Raw genomic sequence first — 18,601 nt, 5'->3', positions numbered from 1 at the left:
ACGAAAATTCCCCCAGCCGAACTCTCGCCAACGGTTAAGCGTCAGCCCTAGCGAGCGTGGCAAGGAACCGTGTCGAGCTCCATTCCTCAACTGTCTCAAGGGCGGTTCCCAAGACGGGAATCGGTGCCGACTTCCGATGCGTGTTGGCGATAGACGCTCGCGTGCATCGAAACACGGTGAAGATTTTGGGGATTTTTCCCCTTCTCGACAGAGTTCGGAATTAGCAGAATATTGCGTTCGAGAATCCCCGTCCGCGCGAACGCGTGAAATCTGCTCGTGAGTGCCCCAAAACATGCGACCTGCTCGCTTTGGTTTGAGTTTGGTTTGTTTCGTGTCTCTTCTCCCCAACTTGGTCACTGCCCAAACGCATGACCCCATGGACTGGCCGGCTTGGAACGGTTTGCACCAAGACCATGTTTCCGCCGAAACAGGGCTGGTCGATCGTTTTGATCCCAAAGGCGGCGACGACAGTAACGTCCTCTTTAAATCCGAAGAGGCAGCGGGCATTTCGACACCTGTCGTGATGAACGGTCGGCTGTTCACCATTGTTCGTGACCAACCGGGTTCCATCCGCGACGCGGAAAAAGTCATCTGCCTTGATGCGCAGTCAGGCGAACTTCTATGGGAGAACGTTTACAACGTTTTCCTCTCCGACCTTCCCGCCGAACGTGTCGGTTGGTCGAACGTTTGCGGCGATCCAGAGTCATCACGCGTCTACGCACTCGGTGCGTGCTGTCTGTTTCAATGCATGGACGCCGAGACCGGCAAAACGCTTTGGTCGCATTCACTCAGTGAAGAGTTCGGAATGCTGAGCACGTATGGCGGTCGAACGAACACGCCTGTCGTTTTCGAAGATTTGGTCATCATCAGCGGCGTGACCACCGGTTGGGACTCCGCCGCTCGTCCAGCGCATCGTTTTTTCGCGTTCGATAAGATCACCGGACTTCTCGCGTGGACGACCAGCACTCGGCCGTTGCCCGAAGACACGACCTACAGCACTCCCGTGATCCGATCGATCGACGGTCAATTCGTGATGGTTGCCGGCGCGGGCGATGGGAACGTTTATGGGATCCAACCACGAACGGGCAAGATCCTGTGGAGCGAAACGATCTCCCGACGTGGCATCAATACCACCGCTGCCGTCGACTCCGATGGCATGGTGTTTGCCACCCACGGTGAAGAAAACCCGGAGGGCACCGCTATGGGCGCAGTGGTCTGCATCGAATCGCGATACGCGTCGCTCGATTCGGCCTCGGCTGAAAAGTGGCGCACCGAAGAACTCACCGTTGGCAAGAGTTCGCCGTTGCTCGTCGGCGACCGTCTGTACGTCGTCGAAGATTCATCGCGGATGCATGTTCTGCACACAACCACCGGACAACCGATTGGCAAACCGATCAAGCTGGGTACGGCGATGCGAGGCAGCCTTCTCTATGCGGACGGGAAGATCTACGCGGCGACGTCCACCGGCATCTTCCATGTCATGCGTCCGACCGAAAACGGAGTCGAGACACTCTTCAAAGTGAGACTACCAAAGGGCCACGACGTTGGTGGATCCCCGATTGTTTCGCACGGCCGCCTCTATTTGCCGACCACCGGCGGGTTGTACTGTATCGGCGATCCGGCACAGACCGGTTCGCTGGCGCAGAACGACACTTCGCTTGCCGAAGAATCCGAAGTCTCGCCAAAGGACGACTCAATCGCTCAATTGCAACTCGTTCCCGCCGAAGCGATTGTCCAGCCGGGCGAATCGTTGTCGATGCGAGTGTTCGCGTTCAACGCCAACGGTGATCACGTGCCGACGCCGGATCTCGGCGACATCCGCTTTCACGTTTCCGGCGATGCCACGATCGACGGGGCCGGGGTCGTTCGGGCCGGCAATGGGAACACACATCGTGCCTTGACGGTGACTGCATCGATTGATGACGTTAGCGCCCAATCGAGACTGCGGGTGGTCGGATCGCTTCCGTGGAAGTTCGATTTTTCTGATCGTGAAGTCCCCGTGACTTGGATCGGCGCTCGGTACCGTCATGAAGCACGTGATATCGATGGGGATCCAGCAATCGTCAAGATCACAACGATTCCGAAAGGAACGCGGAGCCAAACATGGTTTGGCCCCACGGCGCTGCATGACTACACGATCACGGCGGACGTCAAAGCAGCACGCGGGACGACGAAGTTGCCAGACATGGGCGTCATCGCCCAGCGTTACACGCTCGACCTGATGGGCGAGTCGCAGCAATTGCAGATTCGCACCTGGGCGGCACAGTTGCGGATGGCCAAGAGCGTTCCCTTTGAGTGGCGAGCGGACCAGTGGTACACGTTGAAACTGCAAGCGTCCGTCGAAGACGAAGTCGCGGTGTTGCGTGGCAAAGTATGGAAACGCGGCGAAACGGAGCCCAGCGATTGGACGTTGACGGCGATCGATGAGGCACCGAACCGGGAAGGCAGTCCGGGTTTGTTCGGCAACGCAACCAACGCGGAAATTTTCATCGACAACGTCAATGTTGTTGCAAATGAGTGAGCCACAACTCCGCAGCACCGTGGGACGCTGCCGCTCACGTTTGCAAATCTTCTGAGTCGCCCTCTTACGATCGCCCGTGTCGGCATCGACCGGGCAATCTGGAATCGCATTCCGGTGACTGCAGTGTCACTCACGTGAGCCGAACTGCTCGCTCACGCTATCTTACCGCAACTCTGTTTTTGTGCCTCGGCATCTATCCTCGAAGACCTCGCCTGTGTCCCCCTCCGTCTATCCGACTCCTTCTCGCACTGTCAAAGCGATCGTATGCGTCATTGCTGCGATCGGTTTTGCCTTCGACATCTACGAACTGTTGATGCTGCCGTTGATCCTTCGGCCTGCCTTGGCTGAGTTGGTCGGTGCGATGCCGGGCACTCCCGAATTCGAGTACTGGCGTGGAATTCTATTCTTTGTTCCCGCCATGGTCGGCGGCGTGTTCGGTCTGCTCGGTGGCTATCTGACTGACCTTTGGGGCCGTCGGCGCGTGCTCGTCATCAGTATCTTGCTCTACGCGTTTTCGGCGATGGCGAGTGGATTCGTCACCTCGGTCGAATGGCTTTTGTTCTTTCGGTGCACGACATTCATCGGCGTTTGTGTCGAGTTCGTTGCCGCGGTCGCTTGGTTGGCGGAGTTGTTCCCTGATCCCAAACAGCGTGAAGCCGTCTTGGGCTACACGCAAGCGTTCTCGTCGATCGGCGGCTTGTTGGTTACGGCGGCGAACTACCTTTCGATCCACTACGCCACGTCGCTGCCCGAAATCGTGGGCGGACACGAAGCCTGGCGATACACGGTAATCTCCGGGGTGATCCCCGCAATTCCGCTGATCCTCATTCGCCCGTTCTTACCGGAGTCGCCTCAGTGGGCACATAAGAAAGCCGAAGGCACGTTGGGGCGTCCGAGCATCGGCGAATTGTTCGCACCGAAGCTACGTCGCACAACGATCGTGACGACGCTGATGTTCGCATGCAGTTACGGGGCCGCTTTCGGAGCGTTGCAGCAAACGCCCTCGATCGTCCCAAATCTGCCGGAAGTCAAAACGGCGACCGCCGAGATGACCGTGCCGCAACGGAAACAGACGGAGCAAAAGATCGCCGCCACAGTGAACGGCTATCAAGAGTTCGGAGGATTACTCGGACGTTTTGTGCTCGCGTCCCTCGCGATGGTAATCGTCAGTCGCCGTTGGCTGTTGCGAGTGTTCCAGTGGCCGGGATTGATCGTCGTGCCGCTACTGTATTTTTATCCCGCACGCGACAACCTCGAACTACTCAAGTGGGGCATTTTCGTAGCCGGAATGCTGACGGTGGCGCAGTTCAGCTTTTGGGGAAACTATTTGCCACGTGTGTTCCCGCTGCATCTGCGAGGAACCGGCGAGAGTTTTGCCGCTAACATCGGAGGCCGGATGATCGGTACCTCATTCGCCGCTGTAACCGCCTACCTGACGACGCTGTTGCCCTCGGGAAGCACGGCAGTCGCGGCAGGCATCGTCGCCTTGTTCGTGTATCTCGTCGGCAGCGGACTGTCGTTCCTGTTGCCTGAACCGCCGGAAGAGTTTGAGTCGCCGTGATAGGGACTGATGGCGTTCAACGTGGCGTCGGTAGATAGGCACCGGACAGGCTAGCAGCCTGTGGTACGTGTTCAAGCAGGCGGCAGCCGGTAGTTTTTCCGACAGGCTGGCAGCCTGTGGTACGTGTTTGGTTGCCAGCCTGGTTGCGGTGCTGTTTAGCGTTTCAGCTGGGTGCTCGCCGGCATGGCGGGCGTACCAGTACTGAATCCGCTCGGTAGCGATTGCGTGGGTTTCATCGTCACATCAAACGCGGAACCCGCATTCGACGAGGCAACGTTCCACTCTTGCGACATGCCGGGCATCTCGGGGACTTCCGGCATGACACGAGCCGCCGGAGCACTGCGATGAATCGTCGTGGTCGTCAATCCGCTCGTTGGCTTCGAATTGCCCGCCGCGGCGACTTTCCATTCCCGATATTCAGGTGCGTACCGCTGAGCAAGTGTCGTCTCGGCGCTGTCCTTCTTGCCGGGCAACATGACTTTCGTCGGTGATCCCTGGACCACTTTGCCTTCCTTCGTTTTGAAGGAGGCAACGAGTGAGACGCGAGTCTGCTTTCCACCAACGGCATCCCACGGGATCCAAACGCTATAAGAAGCGCCGAGATCCGATTGGCTGAAATGGCGGGTGAACTGTTCCGGCGTGAATTCGTATCGCTTCACCAACGGCGTTCCGTCTTCACGCGTTTCCTTCTCGTCGAACCCGACCACGATTAGCGTTCCGTCAACGGGAACAGCTCGTGATTTTTCGTCGTAGAAGAACACCCGAGCACCGAAACCGCGAGTCGGAACACGGCCGGTTTGAGTCAGCGTGTCCGGCGTCCACGTGGAAGCGAGCTTCACGGGATTAGGATACGGCTCGGGCATCTCGTCTTTCGGTTTCGACCACGGCATCCGCTCACTCAGACTCTTCTTCGGAGTCGATGAGAGCAGCGAGTCGTCCTTCTTTTGAAAGGTCGAGCAACCACTCGTCATCGCACCGACGGTGCTGGCCAGCAGAACGATAGATAGCGTACGATTTTTCATGGTGATCACTTACTCGGTGAGATGAACGAACCCAATTTTCCGTTGAAGCTCGACCATCGTCCGGGTCGTTCTTTCGGAGCCTCGGTCGAATCCTGAGGGCCTGTCGAAATGGTTTTCATGATGCCTTGCTTCGCCGGCACGGTTGCCGAAGCACCCGAGGCTGGGATCGGCGGCAACGCCTGTTGCACGGGTGCGGGCAACACCTCAGCACCCGGTGCGTTGATTCCCGATGATGGAACCGGCAACTCCGACGCAGGTGCAACGTTTGATTGCGGGGCCCATGCACCTGGATCTTGGTTTCCTGGCAGTGGTGCGTACGGTTCCGATCCCAACATGCCGTCGTCGGAGATGATCGACTCGCCTGGTGCGAGGTCGATCCCCGTCGCTCCCGTGCCAATGACGTTACCGCCGTAGCTGCTCTCTTGGTACATCGGGATGCCGTTGCGGACGGCCGAGTGTTTCGGCATGTCCTGGGCAGGGAAGACGTCAACGGTCGGATGCACGTCAGGATAAATCGTTGGGCCAATTGCGGGTCCCCACAATCCGTATCCGCCCGACAGTCCCACGTCGCCGTGTGCTTCGACCACGTCAGCCAAGCACCAACTCATGCGGCTCGATTCGATCTGTTTGACGTATTCCAAATCTTCGTTGCCAGTGACCAAAACAGGCGTCATCACAACCAACAACTCGGTGCGACGTTCCTGTTCGCGGTCATACTTGAAGAACGTTCCCAACAATGGCACGTCGGCGAGGTAAGGTACCCGGCGGGTGAAGTTCTCACGCCGCTTAGTGATCAAACCACCGAACACAACCGTTTGTCCGTCGAACGCCGTCACCGTCGCTTGAGCCGTTGTCGTGTCGATCGCCGGCACGAAGATCGGGTTGTTGTTATTGTCAAAACCGATGTTCTGACCAACGGTGTTGTTGATCGCCGAACGTGTCGCATCGATGTCCATCAAAATCAGCCCGTCAGCCCCAACACGCGGGGTGACACGAAGGATGATCCCGATGTCAACGTCTTCAATCCCGATCAACGTCTGACCTTGAGCAGTCGTCGAGATTTCGGTCGGACGTGGGAAGTTCTGACCAACCTGCACGAAACCTTCGGTGTTGTCGGCCGTCATGACTTCAGGACGACTGAGGATCTGTAGCCGGTCTGCTGTTTGCAGTGTTCGCAGGAACAAGCTGATCGATTCGCTGGCGGCGGAGAATACGAAACCACCGTTGTTCGTCGAATCGAGCACACTCTGAGCCACTCCGAACGTCGTCACACCGCGTGAGCCAAGATCTTCGCGGCCGGCCGTATTTAGGTTTGGCGTTCCGGCATCGTTAAAGTTAAATCCGGGAACAGAAGACACCTGTGGGTCGGCAGCGATACCTCGATCGAACAAGATCGAATCTTGCAAACCGAATTCACCACCGAGTTCGAATCCGTCGCTGAGAACAACCTCTGCAATCAGAGTCTTGATCAACACCATTGGCGGGCGACGATCGAGACGGTCGATCAATTGACGCACCTCTTCGTACATGCGAGGCGATACACTCAGCAGCAGGCTGTTCGTTTGCCCTTCGGCAACAACAATCAAATCGCGATCGGGAAGGTCGTAAGGACCAAGGCCCTGTTGCAGTTGAGGAATGATGTTCTGCGACTGCTGACGCGAGCTAACGTATTCTTGGATCGCGGTTGCGATGTTGATGGCGATCTGATGCTTCAGCCAAATCACTTCTGTAATGCGTTCAGCAAAGCCTGCACTGTCGAGGCGAAGCAAAATGCTTTCGACGACTTCGAGGTCTTCGGCCGATCCGCTCGCGATGATGCTGTTCGTGCGAGCGTCGGTCGAGAATCGCAGTGGCACGAGAGCACTGTCGGCGGCCGACAACGACGGCAGTCCGGCTTGGTTGCCCGCACCGATACTCGTTCCGCTGGAACTTGCGTCTTCGCCGAATAAGTTTTGCAGTGCAGTCGTCAGTTGTGCCGCATCGCTATTTTCGATCGTGAACACTTTCACCAACGAATCGATACCAGGAGCCTGGTCGAGCTGACGAATCAACTCGGCGATCAATGGCATGCCTTCGCTCGGTGCACGGACGACAATTGCGTTTGCATTGTTGTCTGCGGTCACGACGGCTCCGGAAAGGATTCCTGAGTCTAGGACAGGGTTGCCGGGATTGCCGAGCGAAACGATGGAGAGCGACGAGGACTTTACCGTCGTGTCGCCTGGAACGTTTTCGGGTTCGGCGCTGATCGCGTCTTCGAGAACCGGTGCGAGGTCTTCGGCACGTGCGTTACGCAGTGGGAAGATTCGAATTTGACTGGACGACTCGGTTTGACGAACATCGAGCTGTTCGACCAGACGAGTGACCTCGACCATGTCACGTGGTGCCGCGGCAATGATCAATGAGTTCGTGCGGTAATCGGCTGTGATGCGAACTCGGTTACCGATGCCGGGTCGCGGATCGGAGTCTTCGCCTGGGATCGCCGTGAAAAACTCACGGATTGTGGCTTCGGCGTCATTAGCCGAAGCATGTTTGAGGCGGAACACCCGCAAGCGATCGGACTCTGGGATCGGTTGATCAATTTTGTCAACGAGATCGAGCACGGCTTTAATCGCTTCGGCGCGACCGATCAGCAACAATGCGTTGGGAGCATCGAGCGACGTGATGCTGACGTCACCTTGGCGAGCCGACAAAACGTCTTCGTACAACTGAGCGAGCAAAGTCGCAACGGCGTTGGAATCAGCGTGTTGCAGTTGGCGAACCTCGACTTCCGGTTGCGTTATTTTGGCTTGGGCTTCGATTTCAGCGATGACTTCTTTGATCCGCTCGACATCACGTTTGGCACCTTTGATGATGATCAAACCGGAGTCGGGAACGATCTGGATTTCAGTGTCGCCGATCACACCACCTTCGGTTGCCTCGGAATCGTCAGATGCCTCAACATCGGCTGACTGAGTTGTCTCATCTTGATCTGCGTCGCTGTCTTGTGCGAACGCGGCGGTGCGGAATTGAGCCGACTGCTTTCCGGCACGGTTGGTTGCCGAAGCAGGTCGTGCGATGCGACGTGCCGGTTTGGGTGCCGCTGGTGATTCGAGGTTACGGAGCAAGCGAATCGCACGTTGCACGGGTGCGACTTCGGCGTTAACCAAACGCAACACTTCGGTCTGTTCGTTGTTGTAACGAACCGGTGCGTCGATCGCACTGAGAACACGTTGCCACGTCGCATGCGATTGTGGCAATGCCGTGAGCGTCACTTGATTGCTGCGACGGTCCACTTCGACGTGCGTTGCCGAGCCGGTTTCACCAAGGTTGATTTGGAACGAAGCTCGCTCACCATTCCGGCTGGTCGTGACGGGAACATGTCCGCCCGCGATCGCCTTCAGCGTGTCTTCGGCCTCTCGCCAACTGATGTGAATCAGATGCACGCTCATGGAGGTCGGCTCACCGGCCTTCGCCATCGTTGGTGCGAGCCGTTTCGCGAGAGCAAAGGCGTCGCTGGCGATCTTGTCTTGGATCGACGGTGGAGCCATGACGAGGATCGCTCCGCCATCGCGGTCGTCGGCGGTGATCGTCACACCGGCTTCGCCGTGATAGTGGAGATTGAGCCGCGTCGCAATCGGCTCGACGAGTTCCATGGGAACCGGAACTTGCCGTAGCTCAGGAGCGTTGGGACGATCGGCAGTGGCGAGCGAAGCATTCCAGCACGCGAGTGCGAATAGTAGCGCTCCGACAATGGCCCATTTCTGTTCGGTGGTCGAACGAGTACTTGCGTGAAACACCATGCGAATCCTACTGCCGATTGAAACCTGCTCGGCATCTCCGTTGATACCGAGTCAATACGAAAAATAGATTTTTCTCGTACAATCGATTTCATCGTCACTTGCGGACGTCTCACTTGAGGGCTGACTGCTACCTTTGGACGGTTTCATGGCGGATTTCGACAAATTCGGCAGTCATCTGCTCCCGCCCAGCGCCCGATCGTCCAGATGACTTTCTTCGCTGTGCAGATGAGACGAAAGCCCGCAAAACATTGACAATTTCGCGGCATCGAGGCTGCGCACTCTCGATCACGAACCGCCGCGGCAAACCTGTAGACGGTTTGAAAGCAATGCGACGAGGAATCGATCGCCGCTTGTTCCACGCAGAGACCACGTCCGAAAAACTCGCGTCGGCGGCAAGCGAACGCGTAAATTCCGCATTAAGCCCTCCGCTAACAACCGCCTCGTCACCGTCTAAACGCTCCGAGCAATCGCAGATCAGAACAACGGAGTCGCGTCGCCGTCGTCGGTCATTTGCCATGGCGTCCATACAATGACCGGATCACTGATTTTGAGGTCGCCCTTTCGCGGAGGAATGACGAGAGTTTCGAGTTCGAGATTTTCGACGTCCAGCTCGTGAGTCAAATCGGCCAACTCCGCTTCGAGGCGGTCGTTCATGTCCTGCATGTCGATGCGGTATCTCTCCAACGCTTCTTCGGCCCGTTTGACGTCGCCTCGTTGCTGCGCGGCGTTGGACGCACTCCGCGCGGCGGTGGACATTTTCGACACGTTTCGACTGCTGGCGAGTTTGCGCCCCATGAACGCACCGAGCACGGAGGCACCGAACGACATCAGCGACGACATTTTCGCGGACTCGTATTGATCCGATTCTCTCGCAACACGTTCTTCGGCAGTACGAATTTTCCCTTCGATGGTTTTCATCTTCTTGAGGTACTTCATTCGCAGTTTATCGGTCTCGAGATCTCGATGCTCGCGAGCGGCCTGTTCGAAGTGCAACCGGGCGTCCGTTTCACTCAGTCCCGGCGGTGCGTACTCGCCAAGCGTCGGACTCTTGTAAAGTTCCATGGGGTGATGGCGGTACAGGTACTCCTTCAGTTCCTTCGTGATCGACTTCACCGTTCGGGCACTGCAGAGGTCATCGGGCAGCGGCGAGAAAGCAAACGTAGGATCCGGCTCCTTTTCTAGCTCCGCATCCGGGTCGAGCATCTCACTCGATTCCCAAACGTCCTTCGGAACACCGTTTCCGCATCGCAAAAATCGAGTCACATCCACCCAGGAGTCAACGCCCGCGGAACTGCGAACGAAGTGCATCGTGCCCTCGCCGAGCAGCGCCGCTCGATAAATCCGCTCGCCTTCGCCGCGTACATAACGACTCGGAACGAGGAACGATTCGTCGACGCCCTGAGGCAACACCGGACGCGTTGGCGTCGCGGCTTTCTTTGCCACGGATTCGTTCTGACTCTTCGCCTGCTTTTCCAACTCCGCCTTTCGATCGGCCATCAAGTCCGAAATCTGCCCCCGGGCGAGAGGACCGGCCAAAAACGACATCGCCCACCGCGTTTGAAACACGCACGGGCCTTCGTCATGCACGTTGTTCATCAGGAACACGCGGCTGCCCAAGGACGCGAGCAGTTGCTCCATTTCGCTCTTGTTGAACGGTTTGCCGGATTGAGCGGCGGCGCCTTCGAGACCTTCGAGCACGCGTGCTTTATCGCGTTCGGTTTGCAGCCGGCCGAGGAACCACGTCCCGATGTTCGACAGCCCCTTGTAGTCCAAATCAACGGGGTTCTGCGTTGCGAGCGTGACCCCGAGACCGAAGGCGCGGGCCTGTTTGAGCAGCGTCAACATGGGCGGTTTCGATGGCGGGTTGGCGACCGGAGGAAAATAGCCCGCCACCTCATCCATATACAACAACGCTCGCAGCGAACTGGTTCCACTCTGCGTTCGCATCCACGAAACTACCTCATTGAGAAGGATCGTCACGAAGAACATCCGCTCCTGTTCGCTGAGGTGGGCGATCGAAATGATCGACAAACGTGGTTTGCCTTCGGGCGTGTGCAGCAATTTCTTAACCGACAACGCTTCGCCTTCGAGCCATGTCGAAAAGGCCGGGGAGGCGAGCAGGTTGTTCAACGTCATCGCGAGTTTTCCACGATCATTTGACGACATGAACGAATCGAGATCCAAGACGCCGACACGAGTGATCGGGGGCGACGTAATCAATCCGATCAAATCACCAATGGAGACGTTGCGTTGCTCACGCCAACAGTGATCGAGTATCGAACTGATCAAGATATGCTCGCGAGAGAGCAGCGGGTCGGCTTCCATTCCGAGCAGAGTCAACAGTCCCGATGCCGCTCCGGTGACTCGCTCCCGCATCGCATCGGCATCGTCGAGCACCTCGGCCGGCGGCGCATCAAAGCTCTTCAAGACCGTCAGGGGCAATCCGATACTGCTGCCGGGCGTGTAGATCGCCACGTCCGCGGCCGCCTTAAACTTCGCCACTCTTTCTGGTGTCTGTCCCCAAGACGCGAGCCCCTCTTTCCATTTTGTTGCCGTCGATTCTGCCAACTCGTCGAGCGTCATGCCCTTGCGACTCGCGTCACCGGCTTCCAACCAGGGTTTGAAATCCCCCGGCTTCATGTCGGGGAACGCAAGCATCAAGTTTGCGAGATCGCCTTTGGGGTCGATGCAGATCGCGGGGATCCCATCAATGGCGGCTTCTTCGAGCAATGACAAACACAATCCCGTTTTACCGCTGCCCGTCATCCCGACGCACATCGCATGGGTGCATAGGTCCTTGGCGTCATAGAGCAGAAGGTCGTCGAGCAGTTTTCCGTTCGGTAAATCGTATTGGCGACCGAGGTAAAAGGTCGCGAGTTTTTCGAAAACGTCCGGAGAGGGAACGGCCATTGCAAAATCAATCGTCGAAGGAATGCGGAAAAAGTGCGAGCGTGCTAACATACAAAATTCAAACGTTCAGCGTAGGTCCGATACGGCCTGACCAGCTCATTCCTCTTCAATCTGCATCCCTCTGCTATGCTCGCTTTGCACGACAAAATCCAAGAAACCTGTGCCTTCATCCGGCAACACACCAACGTTGCTCCGCGTGCGGGAATCATCCTCGGCACCGGATTGGGCGGATTGGTCGGCGATATCGACGTCGAAGCCACGCTGGACTACGCCGACATCCCCAACTTCCTAAGCTCGACCGCAACGTCACATGCCGGCCGTCTCGTGATCGGCAAACTCGGCGGCGTCCCCGTGATGGCGATGGAAGGACGCTTCCATTTCTATGAAGGGTACCCGCTGCAGGACATCACGCTGCCAGTCCGTGTCTTCAAAGAACTCGGCTGTGAATTGCTCGTCGTCAGTAACGCGTGCGGGGGTTTGAATCCCTACTACGAAAGCGGCGACATCATGGTGATCGAAGACCAGATCAATTTGATGGGCGGAAACCCACTGATCGGTATCAACGACGATCGGCTCGGGCCACGGTTCCCCGACATGTGCGAACCCTACGATCAGAAATGGATCGAACGAACGATGGACGTCGCTCACCGCGAAGGGCTCTTCCCACACAAAGGCGTCTTCGTCGCGGTTGCAGGGCCGTGCCTGGAAACCCGAGCGGAGTATCGCTTCCTCCGTCAAATCGGTGCGGACGTCGTCGGGATGAGCACAGTGCCAGAAACGATCGTCGCAATCCACTGCGGACTAAAAGTCGTCGGGCTGAGTGTGATCACGGACATGTGCTTGCCCGACGCGATCAAACCCGCCGAAGTTAGCGAGATCATCGCGATCGCAAACGCGGCCGAACCGAAACTGCGAGCGATCGTTCGTGGCGTGATCGGCGAACTCAATCAGTAACACATGCGAGAGAGTGACGCGGACACAGAGTCACGCCAACACCTCGACGAGCCAGTGCGCCGCAAACACACTGGCGTGAGTCTCAAACCGAGGCGTCATGAAACGACAACAGGTAAGAAGCCGCGGATCGAAAGTGCAAACGCTCGCAACTTTCTTCACGCATTCTTCTTACCTGGCGTTTCGTTTTGGGGTGACAGTTTGACTGTCGGGGTTTATCGCCCCAACCAAGGCATCGCGTCGGCTCCGATGCGGTTTCGAACCGGTTCGGGCAACGGGTTTTGGTAACTTGGCGGCCGCGCCCCTAGATCACTCGGTCCGATGTCATCGAGCGGGTAGGGGTCATGAACGACTGCATTGGCTTGCTGTTGATTCATCGTGCCAGCGGCTGGCAGAAACGATCGACCGCGACATCCTGCGGCGACAACCGCGAACAAGAGGCACGAAGCGATCCCCAGATGGAACGTGGTGCGCATGGGATCTTCTTTCCGTGAAGGTGAATGGGATTGGAGCGATGGTGAGCGTCGCGTCGCGAGTGGGAGGTTGCGATAAGGCGAGGCACCATCAATCGTTATTTCGGAATTTTGAGTCGTTCGTACTCAATTCAAATCTCGGTCGCCGCGTGAACTGCCCGAGGTGCGTTCGGATCAACACGGCATTTCGGATTAAAAGGTGCCGAGTGGATCGCGCTCCTTAACACATAACTAACTCAATTGGCAGATCGGTCGCATCACTAGAATGAAAAATATCGCAGCCAATTGCGGAACCGTTGGCCGGGTACGTACGCCACCGGTTGGCCCCACAAACCCTGACCGACCTGAACCGGGAACGTTTCCTGCCCGAACGTTACCAAACTTCCTACCGGTGCGGCCGTAGGGGAACCCACCAACGCTCCCGGAGGCGGCGTTGGATAGGCAGGCATCGCAGCGGGTGCGGCGATTTGCGCCGGCGGTGCGACGTATGTCCCCGAGTATCCCGTCGGCGCAACTCCGCCACAGGTGTCACCATAGGGACTCATCGCCGAGTACGAACTCGCCGGTGTGATCAATCGACAATCACTCATCGTCGCAAAACCACCGTTGGACAGTTGAGGCGGCGCGACGGGCTGATAGTCCGCGACCGGGCCACTCGGATACGACTGCGTTCCTGTTCCGGGTGTAGGCAACGATCGTGGTGCGGAATTCTCGGTCGCTGGTGGTGCATTGTATGCCGGGCCGCTGTAAGTCGGCGGCGGAGCGAGTTGCGGCTGAGTCATCGTCGGCGCCGTTTGCAGGTTGCCCGACGGAGCCGGTGGCTGCGTACCGCCAGGCAACAGATTCGGTGGCGTGTTCAGTGGCGGAGGCGTGTATTCATTCGGTAGAGGTGCCGAACCTCCTCCCGACGGCAGAGTGAACCCACCGGATTGCATCGACACCTGACGAACGTTTCCGTACGCATCCGTACGACGCATGTCGTCCCGGTACCCTGTCTCGATATACCTCACCCCGGAGTCGCGTTCTGGTTGGCGGTAAGCGCCCGGCTGTGCATCACGCTGCCACTGCGAATCACGAGCAGGCTCGGTGAAGCGTCTCGGTTGTGAATATCGGTCAACGGCGCTGGCACTTCCAATCGGACGAAACGGCAGCGTTGCGGTTTGCGCTTGAAGCGTGTGTGTCCCCGTAGGACCGGAATCGACGAAGCTCCACACGTAAAAGAACGTGGTGAACAACAGGACTTGAAACAGTCCGAGAGAATCCTTTTTTTTTCGTCGCATCGCTATGCTCCTTCTTCGCAGTTCCATCCTCTGCGTCTCACCACAACGATGAGCCGAATGTGCTTGCTACAGTTTCGCGTGTTTGCAAAAAGTCAAGTGAAATTTTGCAGCAGTCTTACCGCTGACTCCACACCACAACCGTGAAACAACACCGTGAAACAAAGCGGGGTGCAAACCAGCAGGGAAACGCAAGCGACCATCGTCAGCTGTACCAAGATTCTGCCCTCGCCAGCAACCCAAAAACCGCGAACAGATTTTTCGATTTTTCTAGAGGCTAAAGAACATGTCGTCGCCGGTTTGATGAGTGAAACGACTTGAGGCGTTCGGTCGCGCTACAAGTTTCGCATGGCGTTTGGTATTCTTGAGTGCGCAAGAACAAATTGACGCCTTCGGCGTTCGGGCGCTCGCAAGGAATCAAAGCCTCCTATCGACCTGCATTGCCTTACGGTTACTCTCCGCGAAGCGCGTCGCGTAGGATTTCAGCGGGATGTTTTGCGTGTTTGCCGGTTCCGTCGAGAATTTGATGGCGACACGACGTTCCCGCCACAGCGAGGATCGTGTCTTCTTCAGCGGCTCGTACGGCGGGTAACAGGACAAGTTCGCCGATCTTCATTGACACATCGTAGTGTTCTCGCTCGTATCCGAACGAACCCGCCATGCCGCAACACCCACTCCGAATCAACGATGCGGTGTAATTCGCCGGCAACTGCAGTATCCGAATGGTTGGCGACATCGACGCGAGTGCCTTCTGATGGCAGTGACCATGGACCAGAATACTGCGTGCGTCAGAAACAAACGCTTCCGAGGTGACGTGCCCCGCCTCGATTTCACGCGCGAGCCACTCATCAAACAGAAAGCAGTTTTCACTCAAACGCGCCGCGTCGTCGCGTGCGGCCTCGCCAACCAATTGCGGGTACTCATCACGAAACGACAGGATTGCTGACGGCTCGATTCCGATTAACGGCTCTCGTACGCTGACAACTTCTCGCAGCATTGCAACATTCTGCTTCGCGATATCACGCGAGTTTCTCAGCAAACCTTTTGACAACGAACTTCGGCCGCTTTCGAGATGATCGGGAATACCGACCTCATACCCAAGGCGCTCGAGCAACTCGACCACGGCGATCCCGATTTCCGGTTCGCCGTACTGCGTAAACTCATCGGCAAAGATCCAAACTTTGCGTCCGTTCGAACCGGCACCATCAAATTGACGTGGACGCGTTTGAAACCATTTTCGAAACGTCTGCCGCGCCGCTTTGGGAATCGAACGGTCAGGATGAAAACCGATCAGTCGGTTCATCGTGCGACGTATCGCTGGCACACCGACCAACGCGTTGAACAGCGCGGGAGCATTTGCGATCATGGATTGAGCCCGCACATACCCCGCAATCATTCGCGTGCGTCGCGGAACCCCGTTGGCATCATAGTAGTGCTGCAGAAACTCCGCTTTCATTTTGCCCATGTCGACCGTCGATGGGCACTCGGATTTACAGCCTTTGCATGACAGACAGAGGTCCATCACGTCTCTAATCTCTTCACTATCAAAGGGATTCGACTTTTCCGACGAGGTGAGAATCTGGCGTAACGTGTTCGCTCGCGCCCGCGTCGTGTCTTTCTCGTTTCGCGTCGCCATGTAACTCGGGCACATCACACCACCGGTGAGATGCGTTTTTCGGCAATCGCCTGAGCCGTTGCACATTTCGGCCGCTCGTAGGATGCCCTGGTCCGACGAAAAATCGAAAACCGTTTCGATTCCGTCGCCCGACGTTTGGCCGGGCTCGTACCGAAGCGACGTGTTCATCTGCGGCGTGTCAACAATCTTATTGGGATTAAACACACCGCCGGGATCCCACGCCTTCTTAAATTCGCGAATCAACTGGTAGTTTGCGTCGCCAATCATTTGCTTGAGGAATTCGCCACGCAAACGCCCATCGCCATGTTCACCCGATAACGATCCGCGATACTTCTTGACGAGCGTCACGATTTCCGATGCGACGCTGCGGAACAGCAGCTTTCCTTCGGCGGTTTTTAGATTGATGATCGGACGCAAATGAATCTCACCGGAACCGGCATGAGCGTATTGCACACACTCGAGCCCGAAGCGTTTCCGTAGCAACTCGTTCACCTCGGCGATGTACGCGGGCAAATCCCGCACGTCGACTGCGGTGTCTTCGATCACGGGAACCGTTTTCTCGTCGCCGGGAATGTTCCCCAACAGCCCCAACCCCGCTTTGCGTAAATCCCAAACGCGTTCGCCTTCATCGCCGAACAGAACGGGAAAGTGAAAGCCCAATCCGGCGGTCTTCATCTCCGCGGCAATTCGATCCTGTATCGCTCGCACCTCGTCATCCGTTTGTCCGCGTACTTCGGTGACCAAAATCGCCGCCGGCTCACCTTGGATGAAAAATCGATTCTGTCGATGCTCGATACTCCGCTGCGTGCATTTCAAAATGACGTCGTCAATCAACTCGCACGCATCGATATCATGCCGAACCGCGATCAGCGTCGCGTTCAATGCGTCGGTCACGGTGGAAAAGTGGGCGTACATCAATCCCGAGCATGGCGGGCGGAGCGGTAAAATCCGCAGCTTGATTTCGGTCGCGAAAAACAACGTCCCTTCGCTACCCGCGATCAAACGGCAGAAGTTAAACGGCAGCCCGCCCGCGTCATTGTTCTGCTGCTGAGATGGGTTGGTGAACACGTCGCTGTCCATCAGAACGTCGATCGCGTATCCCGTGTTGCGACGCCGAATCGAAGGCCTGGGAAATTCGCGAGTGATCTCTTCGCGGATGACGGGATCGGTGAGGCGTTCGCGTGCATGACGGTAGAGACGTGTTTCGAGTGAGTCGGCGGCAGCGCACTTTTCATCGAACTGGGCCCTCGACAAATCCGCGAACATCGCCTCGCTGCCGTCGGACAAAAACCCTCGCACCTCGAGCAAGTGATCGCGAGTACTGCCAAATTTGATACTGTTGCTGCCACAGGAATTGTTACCGACCATGCCGCCGATCATGGCGCGGTTCTGAGTCGATGTTTCCGGCGCGAACCAAAAACCGAGTGGCGCCAAATGGGCATTGAGTTCGTTACGAATCACGCCGGGCTGAACACGCACCCAACCCTCGTTCACGTTAACTTCGACGATGCGTGTGAAGTGACGAGACACATCGACCACCATCCCGCTGCCGACGACCTGGCCTGCGAGTGACGTTCCCGCGGTGCGTGGGATCAATCCGATCTGGTGCTTTCCCGCGAACCGAATCAGGGTGGCGATGTCATTCTCGCACGTCGGGATCGCGACCGCTGCAGGCATCTCCTGGTACGCCGACGCATCCGTCGCATAAATCCGACGCATCAAATCGCCGGTATGCAGTTCACCATCGAGTTCCGCGGCGAGCGATTTCCAATCGGCCGACGAAGGCGAATTGCGAGAGACGTCATTCATGGAAGATTTCATCAGCGACGAGAGCCTCGTGGGTCGCACCGGCGCGCACACACGAGCGTAAACTTCTTAGTGACTCGGAGAAACGTTGACCATGTTGTCACGCGGGGCCTGCCAAGCAAAGCCGACCAAGGTCTGATTCCAAACCTGCGAACCGCTACATTGCCGGGCATTGTACCCATTAGCGTGACTCCCTCCAACGCACTCAGCCTTGCGCCCCCGTCAGTCAGATGAGCCAAAACCAAAGGCCTGGAGGGCCGACACAACTGTCTGCACTACTGGGTGTCGTGACAGAGTTGTATCGGCCCTTCAGGCCTTAGTTTTGGATGAGTTAAGTATCCGGGGCCTGTCGGCCCCGGCATTAGTTGTATCAGCCCTCCGGGCTTGGGATGGCAGAGTTGTGTCGGCCGTGCTGGTTTTGGTGCCCTTTTTGTGTGTGCTCATCGATGTTGGTTGCACTTCAGGCCCGGAGGGCCGGTACACCGGATGCCGGGGGTGTAAACCCTCTTTATAGCCCACATCTTATTAGCTAGTTCCGAAGACGGTGTAGGCTTCGCGGTAGGCTTCCATTCGCCGCAGTCCTCGCCAGATGGTCTTTGATCCAGGCGAGCCTTGGCCTTTCTGATCCAGGTAGCCTCCCAGCTTTGCCAGGATCAGCATGAACT

At 57.1% G+C, this 18,601-nt stretch carries 10 protein-coding genes; 3 read left to right on the top strand and 7 right to left on the bottom strand.

Annotated features, from left to right (window positions below):
* The first annotated feature begins 292 nt into the window (after nt 1–292).
* Nucleotides 293–2,521 (top strand): outer membrane protein assembly factor BamB family protein, encoded by a 2,229-nt coding sequence (locus FHS27_RS18410; RefSeq protein ID WP_184306354.1) that lies wholly within the window; start codon nt 293–295, stop codon nt 2,519–2,521.
* Between the two features lie 214 nt (nt 2,522–2,735).
* A complete protein-coding gene (locus FHS27_RS18405; protein WP_184306353.1) occupies nt 2,736–4,082 on the top strand; it encodes an MFS transporter in 1,347 nt (448 codons plus the stop codon).
* 155 nt (nt 4,083–4,237) lie between these two features.
* Here the strand turns inward: FHS27_RS18405 and FHS27_RS18400 are convergent, their stop codons facing one another.
* The 3 genes from FHS27_RS18400 to FHS27_RS18390 form a co-directional block, all read right to left on the bottom strand.
* Nucleotides 4,238–5,104 (bottom strand): hypothetical protein, encoded by an 867-nt coding sequence (locus FHS27_RS18400; RefSeq protein WP_184306352.1) that lies wholly within the window; start codon nt 5,102–5,104, stop codon nt 4,238–4,240.
* Between the two features lie 5 nt (nt 5,105–5,109).
* On the bottom strand, nt 5,110–8,883 hold the full coding sequence (locus FHS27_RS18395; RefSeq protein WP_184306351.1) for a secretin N-terminal domain-containing protein: 3,774 nt from the start codon (nt 8,881–8,883) through the stop codon (nt 5,110–5,112).
* 474 nt (nt 8,884–9,357) lie between these two features.
* Nucleotides 9,358–11,793 carry an ATP-binding protein gene (locus tag FHS27_RS18390; protein ID WP_246420113.1) on the bottom strand — a complete coding sequence of 812 codons (2,436 nt, stop codon included), beginning with the start codon at nt 11,791–11,793 and terminating at the stop codon, nt 9,358–9,360.
* 126 nt (nt 11,794–11,919) lie between these two features.
* On the opposite strand from FHS27_RS18390, the gene FHS27_RS18385 reads away from it, so the two are divergent.
* On the top strand, nt 11,920–12,747 hold the full coding sequence (locus FHS27_RS18385) for a purine-nucleoside phosphorylase (RefSeq protein ID WP_184306349.1): 828 nt from the start codon (nt 11,920–11,922) through the stop codon (nt 12,745–12,747).
* A gap of 212 nt (nt 12,748–12,959) precedes the next feature.
* On the opposite strand, the gene FHS27_RS18380 is transcribed toward FHS27_RS18385, so the two are convergent.
* The 4 genes from FHS27_RS18380 to FHS27_RS31660 form a co-directional block, all read right to left on the bottom strand.
* Nucleotides 12,960–13,220: a hypothetical protein gene (locus FHS27_RS18380; RefSeq protein ID WP_009094362.1), complete on the bottom strand. Its 261-nt coding sequence runs from the start codon at nt 13,218–13,220 to the stop codon at nt 12,960–12,962.
* A gap of 257 nt (nt 13,221–13,477) precedes the next feature.
* A complete protein-coding gene (locus tag FHS27_RS18375) occupies nt 13,478–14,497 on the bottom strand; it encodes a hypothetical protein (protein WP_184306348.1) in 1,020 nt (339 codons plus the stop codon).
* Between the two features lie 448 nt (nt 14,498–14,945).
* Nucleotides 14,946–17,939, bottom strand: a complete 2,994-nt coding sequence (locus FHS27_RS18370) for an FAD-binding and (Fe-S)-binding domain-containing protein (RefSeq protein ID WP_184306347.1) — start codon at nt 17,937–17,939, stop codon at nt 14,946–14,948.
* Nucleotides 17,940–18,461: 522 nt separating this feature from the next.
* Nucleotides 18,462–18,596: an IS4 family transposase gene (locus FHS27_RS31660; protein WP_221225216.1), complete on the bottom strand. Its 135-nt coding sequence runs from the start codon at nt 18,594–18,596 to the stop codon at nt 18,462–18,464.
* Nucleotides 18,597–18,601 lie beyond the last annotated feature (5 nt).

Source organism: Aporhodopirellula rubra (genome assembly GCF_014192335.1).
Classification (GTDB): Bacteria; Planctomycetota; Planctomycetia; order Pirellulales; family Pirellulaceae; genus Rhodopirellula; species Rhodopirellula rubra.
This window is presented reverse-complemented; position numbering and strand designations above follow the sequence as displayed.

Excerpts from the sequence above, each read along its gene's own strand:
- FHS27_RS18410 (WP_184306354.1), top strand. The coding sequence starts at position 293 with ATGCGACCTGCTCGCTTTGGTTTGAGTTTGGTTTGTTTCGTGTCTCTT.
- FHS27_RS18400 (WP_184306352.1), bottom strand. The coding sequence starts at position 5,104 with ATGAAAAATCGTACGCTATCTATCGTTCTGCTGGCCAGCACCGTCGGT.
- FHS27_RS18395 (WP_184306351.1), bottom strand. The coding sequence starts at position 8,883 with ATGGTGTTTCACGCAAGTACTCGTTCGACCACCGAACAGAAATGGGCC.
- FHS27_RS18390 (WP_246420113.1), bottom strand. The coding sequence starts at position 11,793 with ATGGCCGTTCCCTCTCCGGACGTTTTCGAAAAACTCGCGACCTTTTAC.
- FHS27_RS18385 (WP_184306349.1), top strand. The coding sequence starts at position 11,920 with ATGCTCGCTTTGCACGACAAAATCCAAGAAACCTGTGCCTTCATCCGG.
- FHS27_RS18380 (WP_009094362.1), bottom strand. The coding sequence starts at position 13,220 with ATGCGCACCACGTTCCATCTGGGGATCGCTTCGTGCCTCTTGTTCGCG.
- FHS27_RS18375 (WP_184306348.1), bottom strand. The coding sequence starts at position 14,497 with ATGCGACGAAAAAAAAAGGATTCTCTCGGACTGTTTCAAGTCCTGTTG.
- FHS27_RS18370 (WP_184306347.1), bottom strand. The coding sequence starts at position 17,939 with ATGAATGACGTCTCTCGCAATTCGCCTTCGTCGGCCGATTGGAAATCG.
- FHS27_RS31660 (WP_221225216.1), bottom strand. The coding sequence starts at position 18,596 with ATGCTGATCCTGGCAAAGCTGGGAGGCTACCTGGATCAGAAAGGCCAA.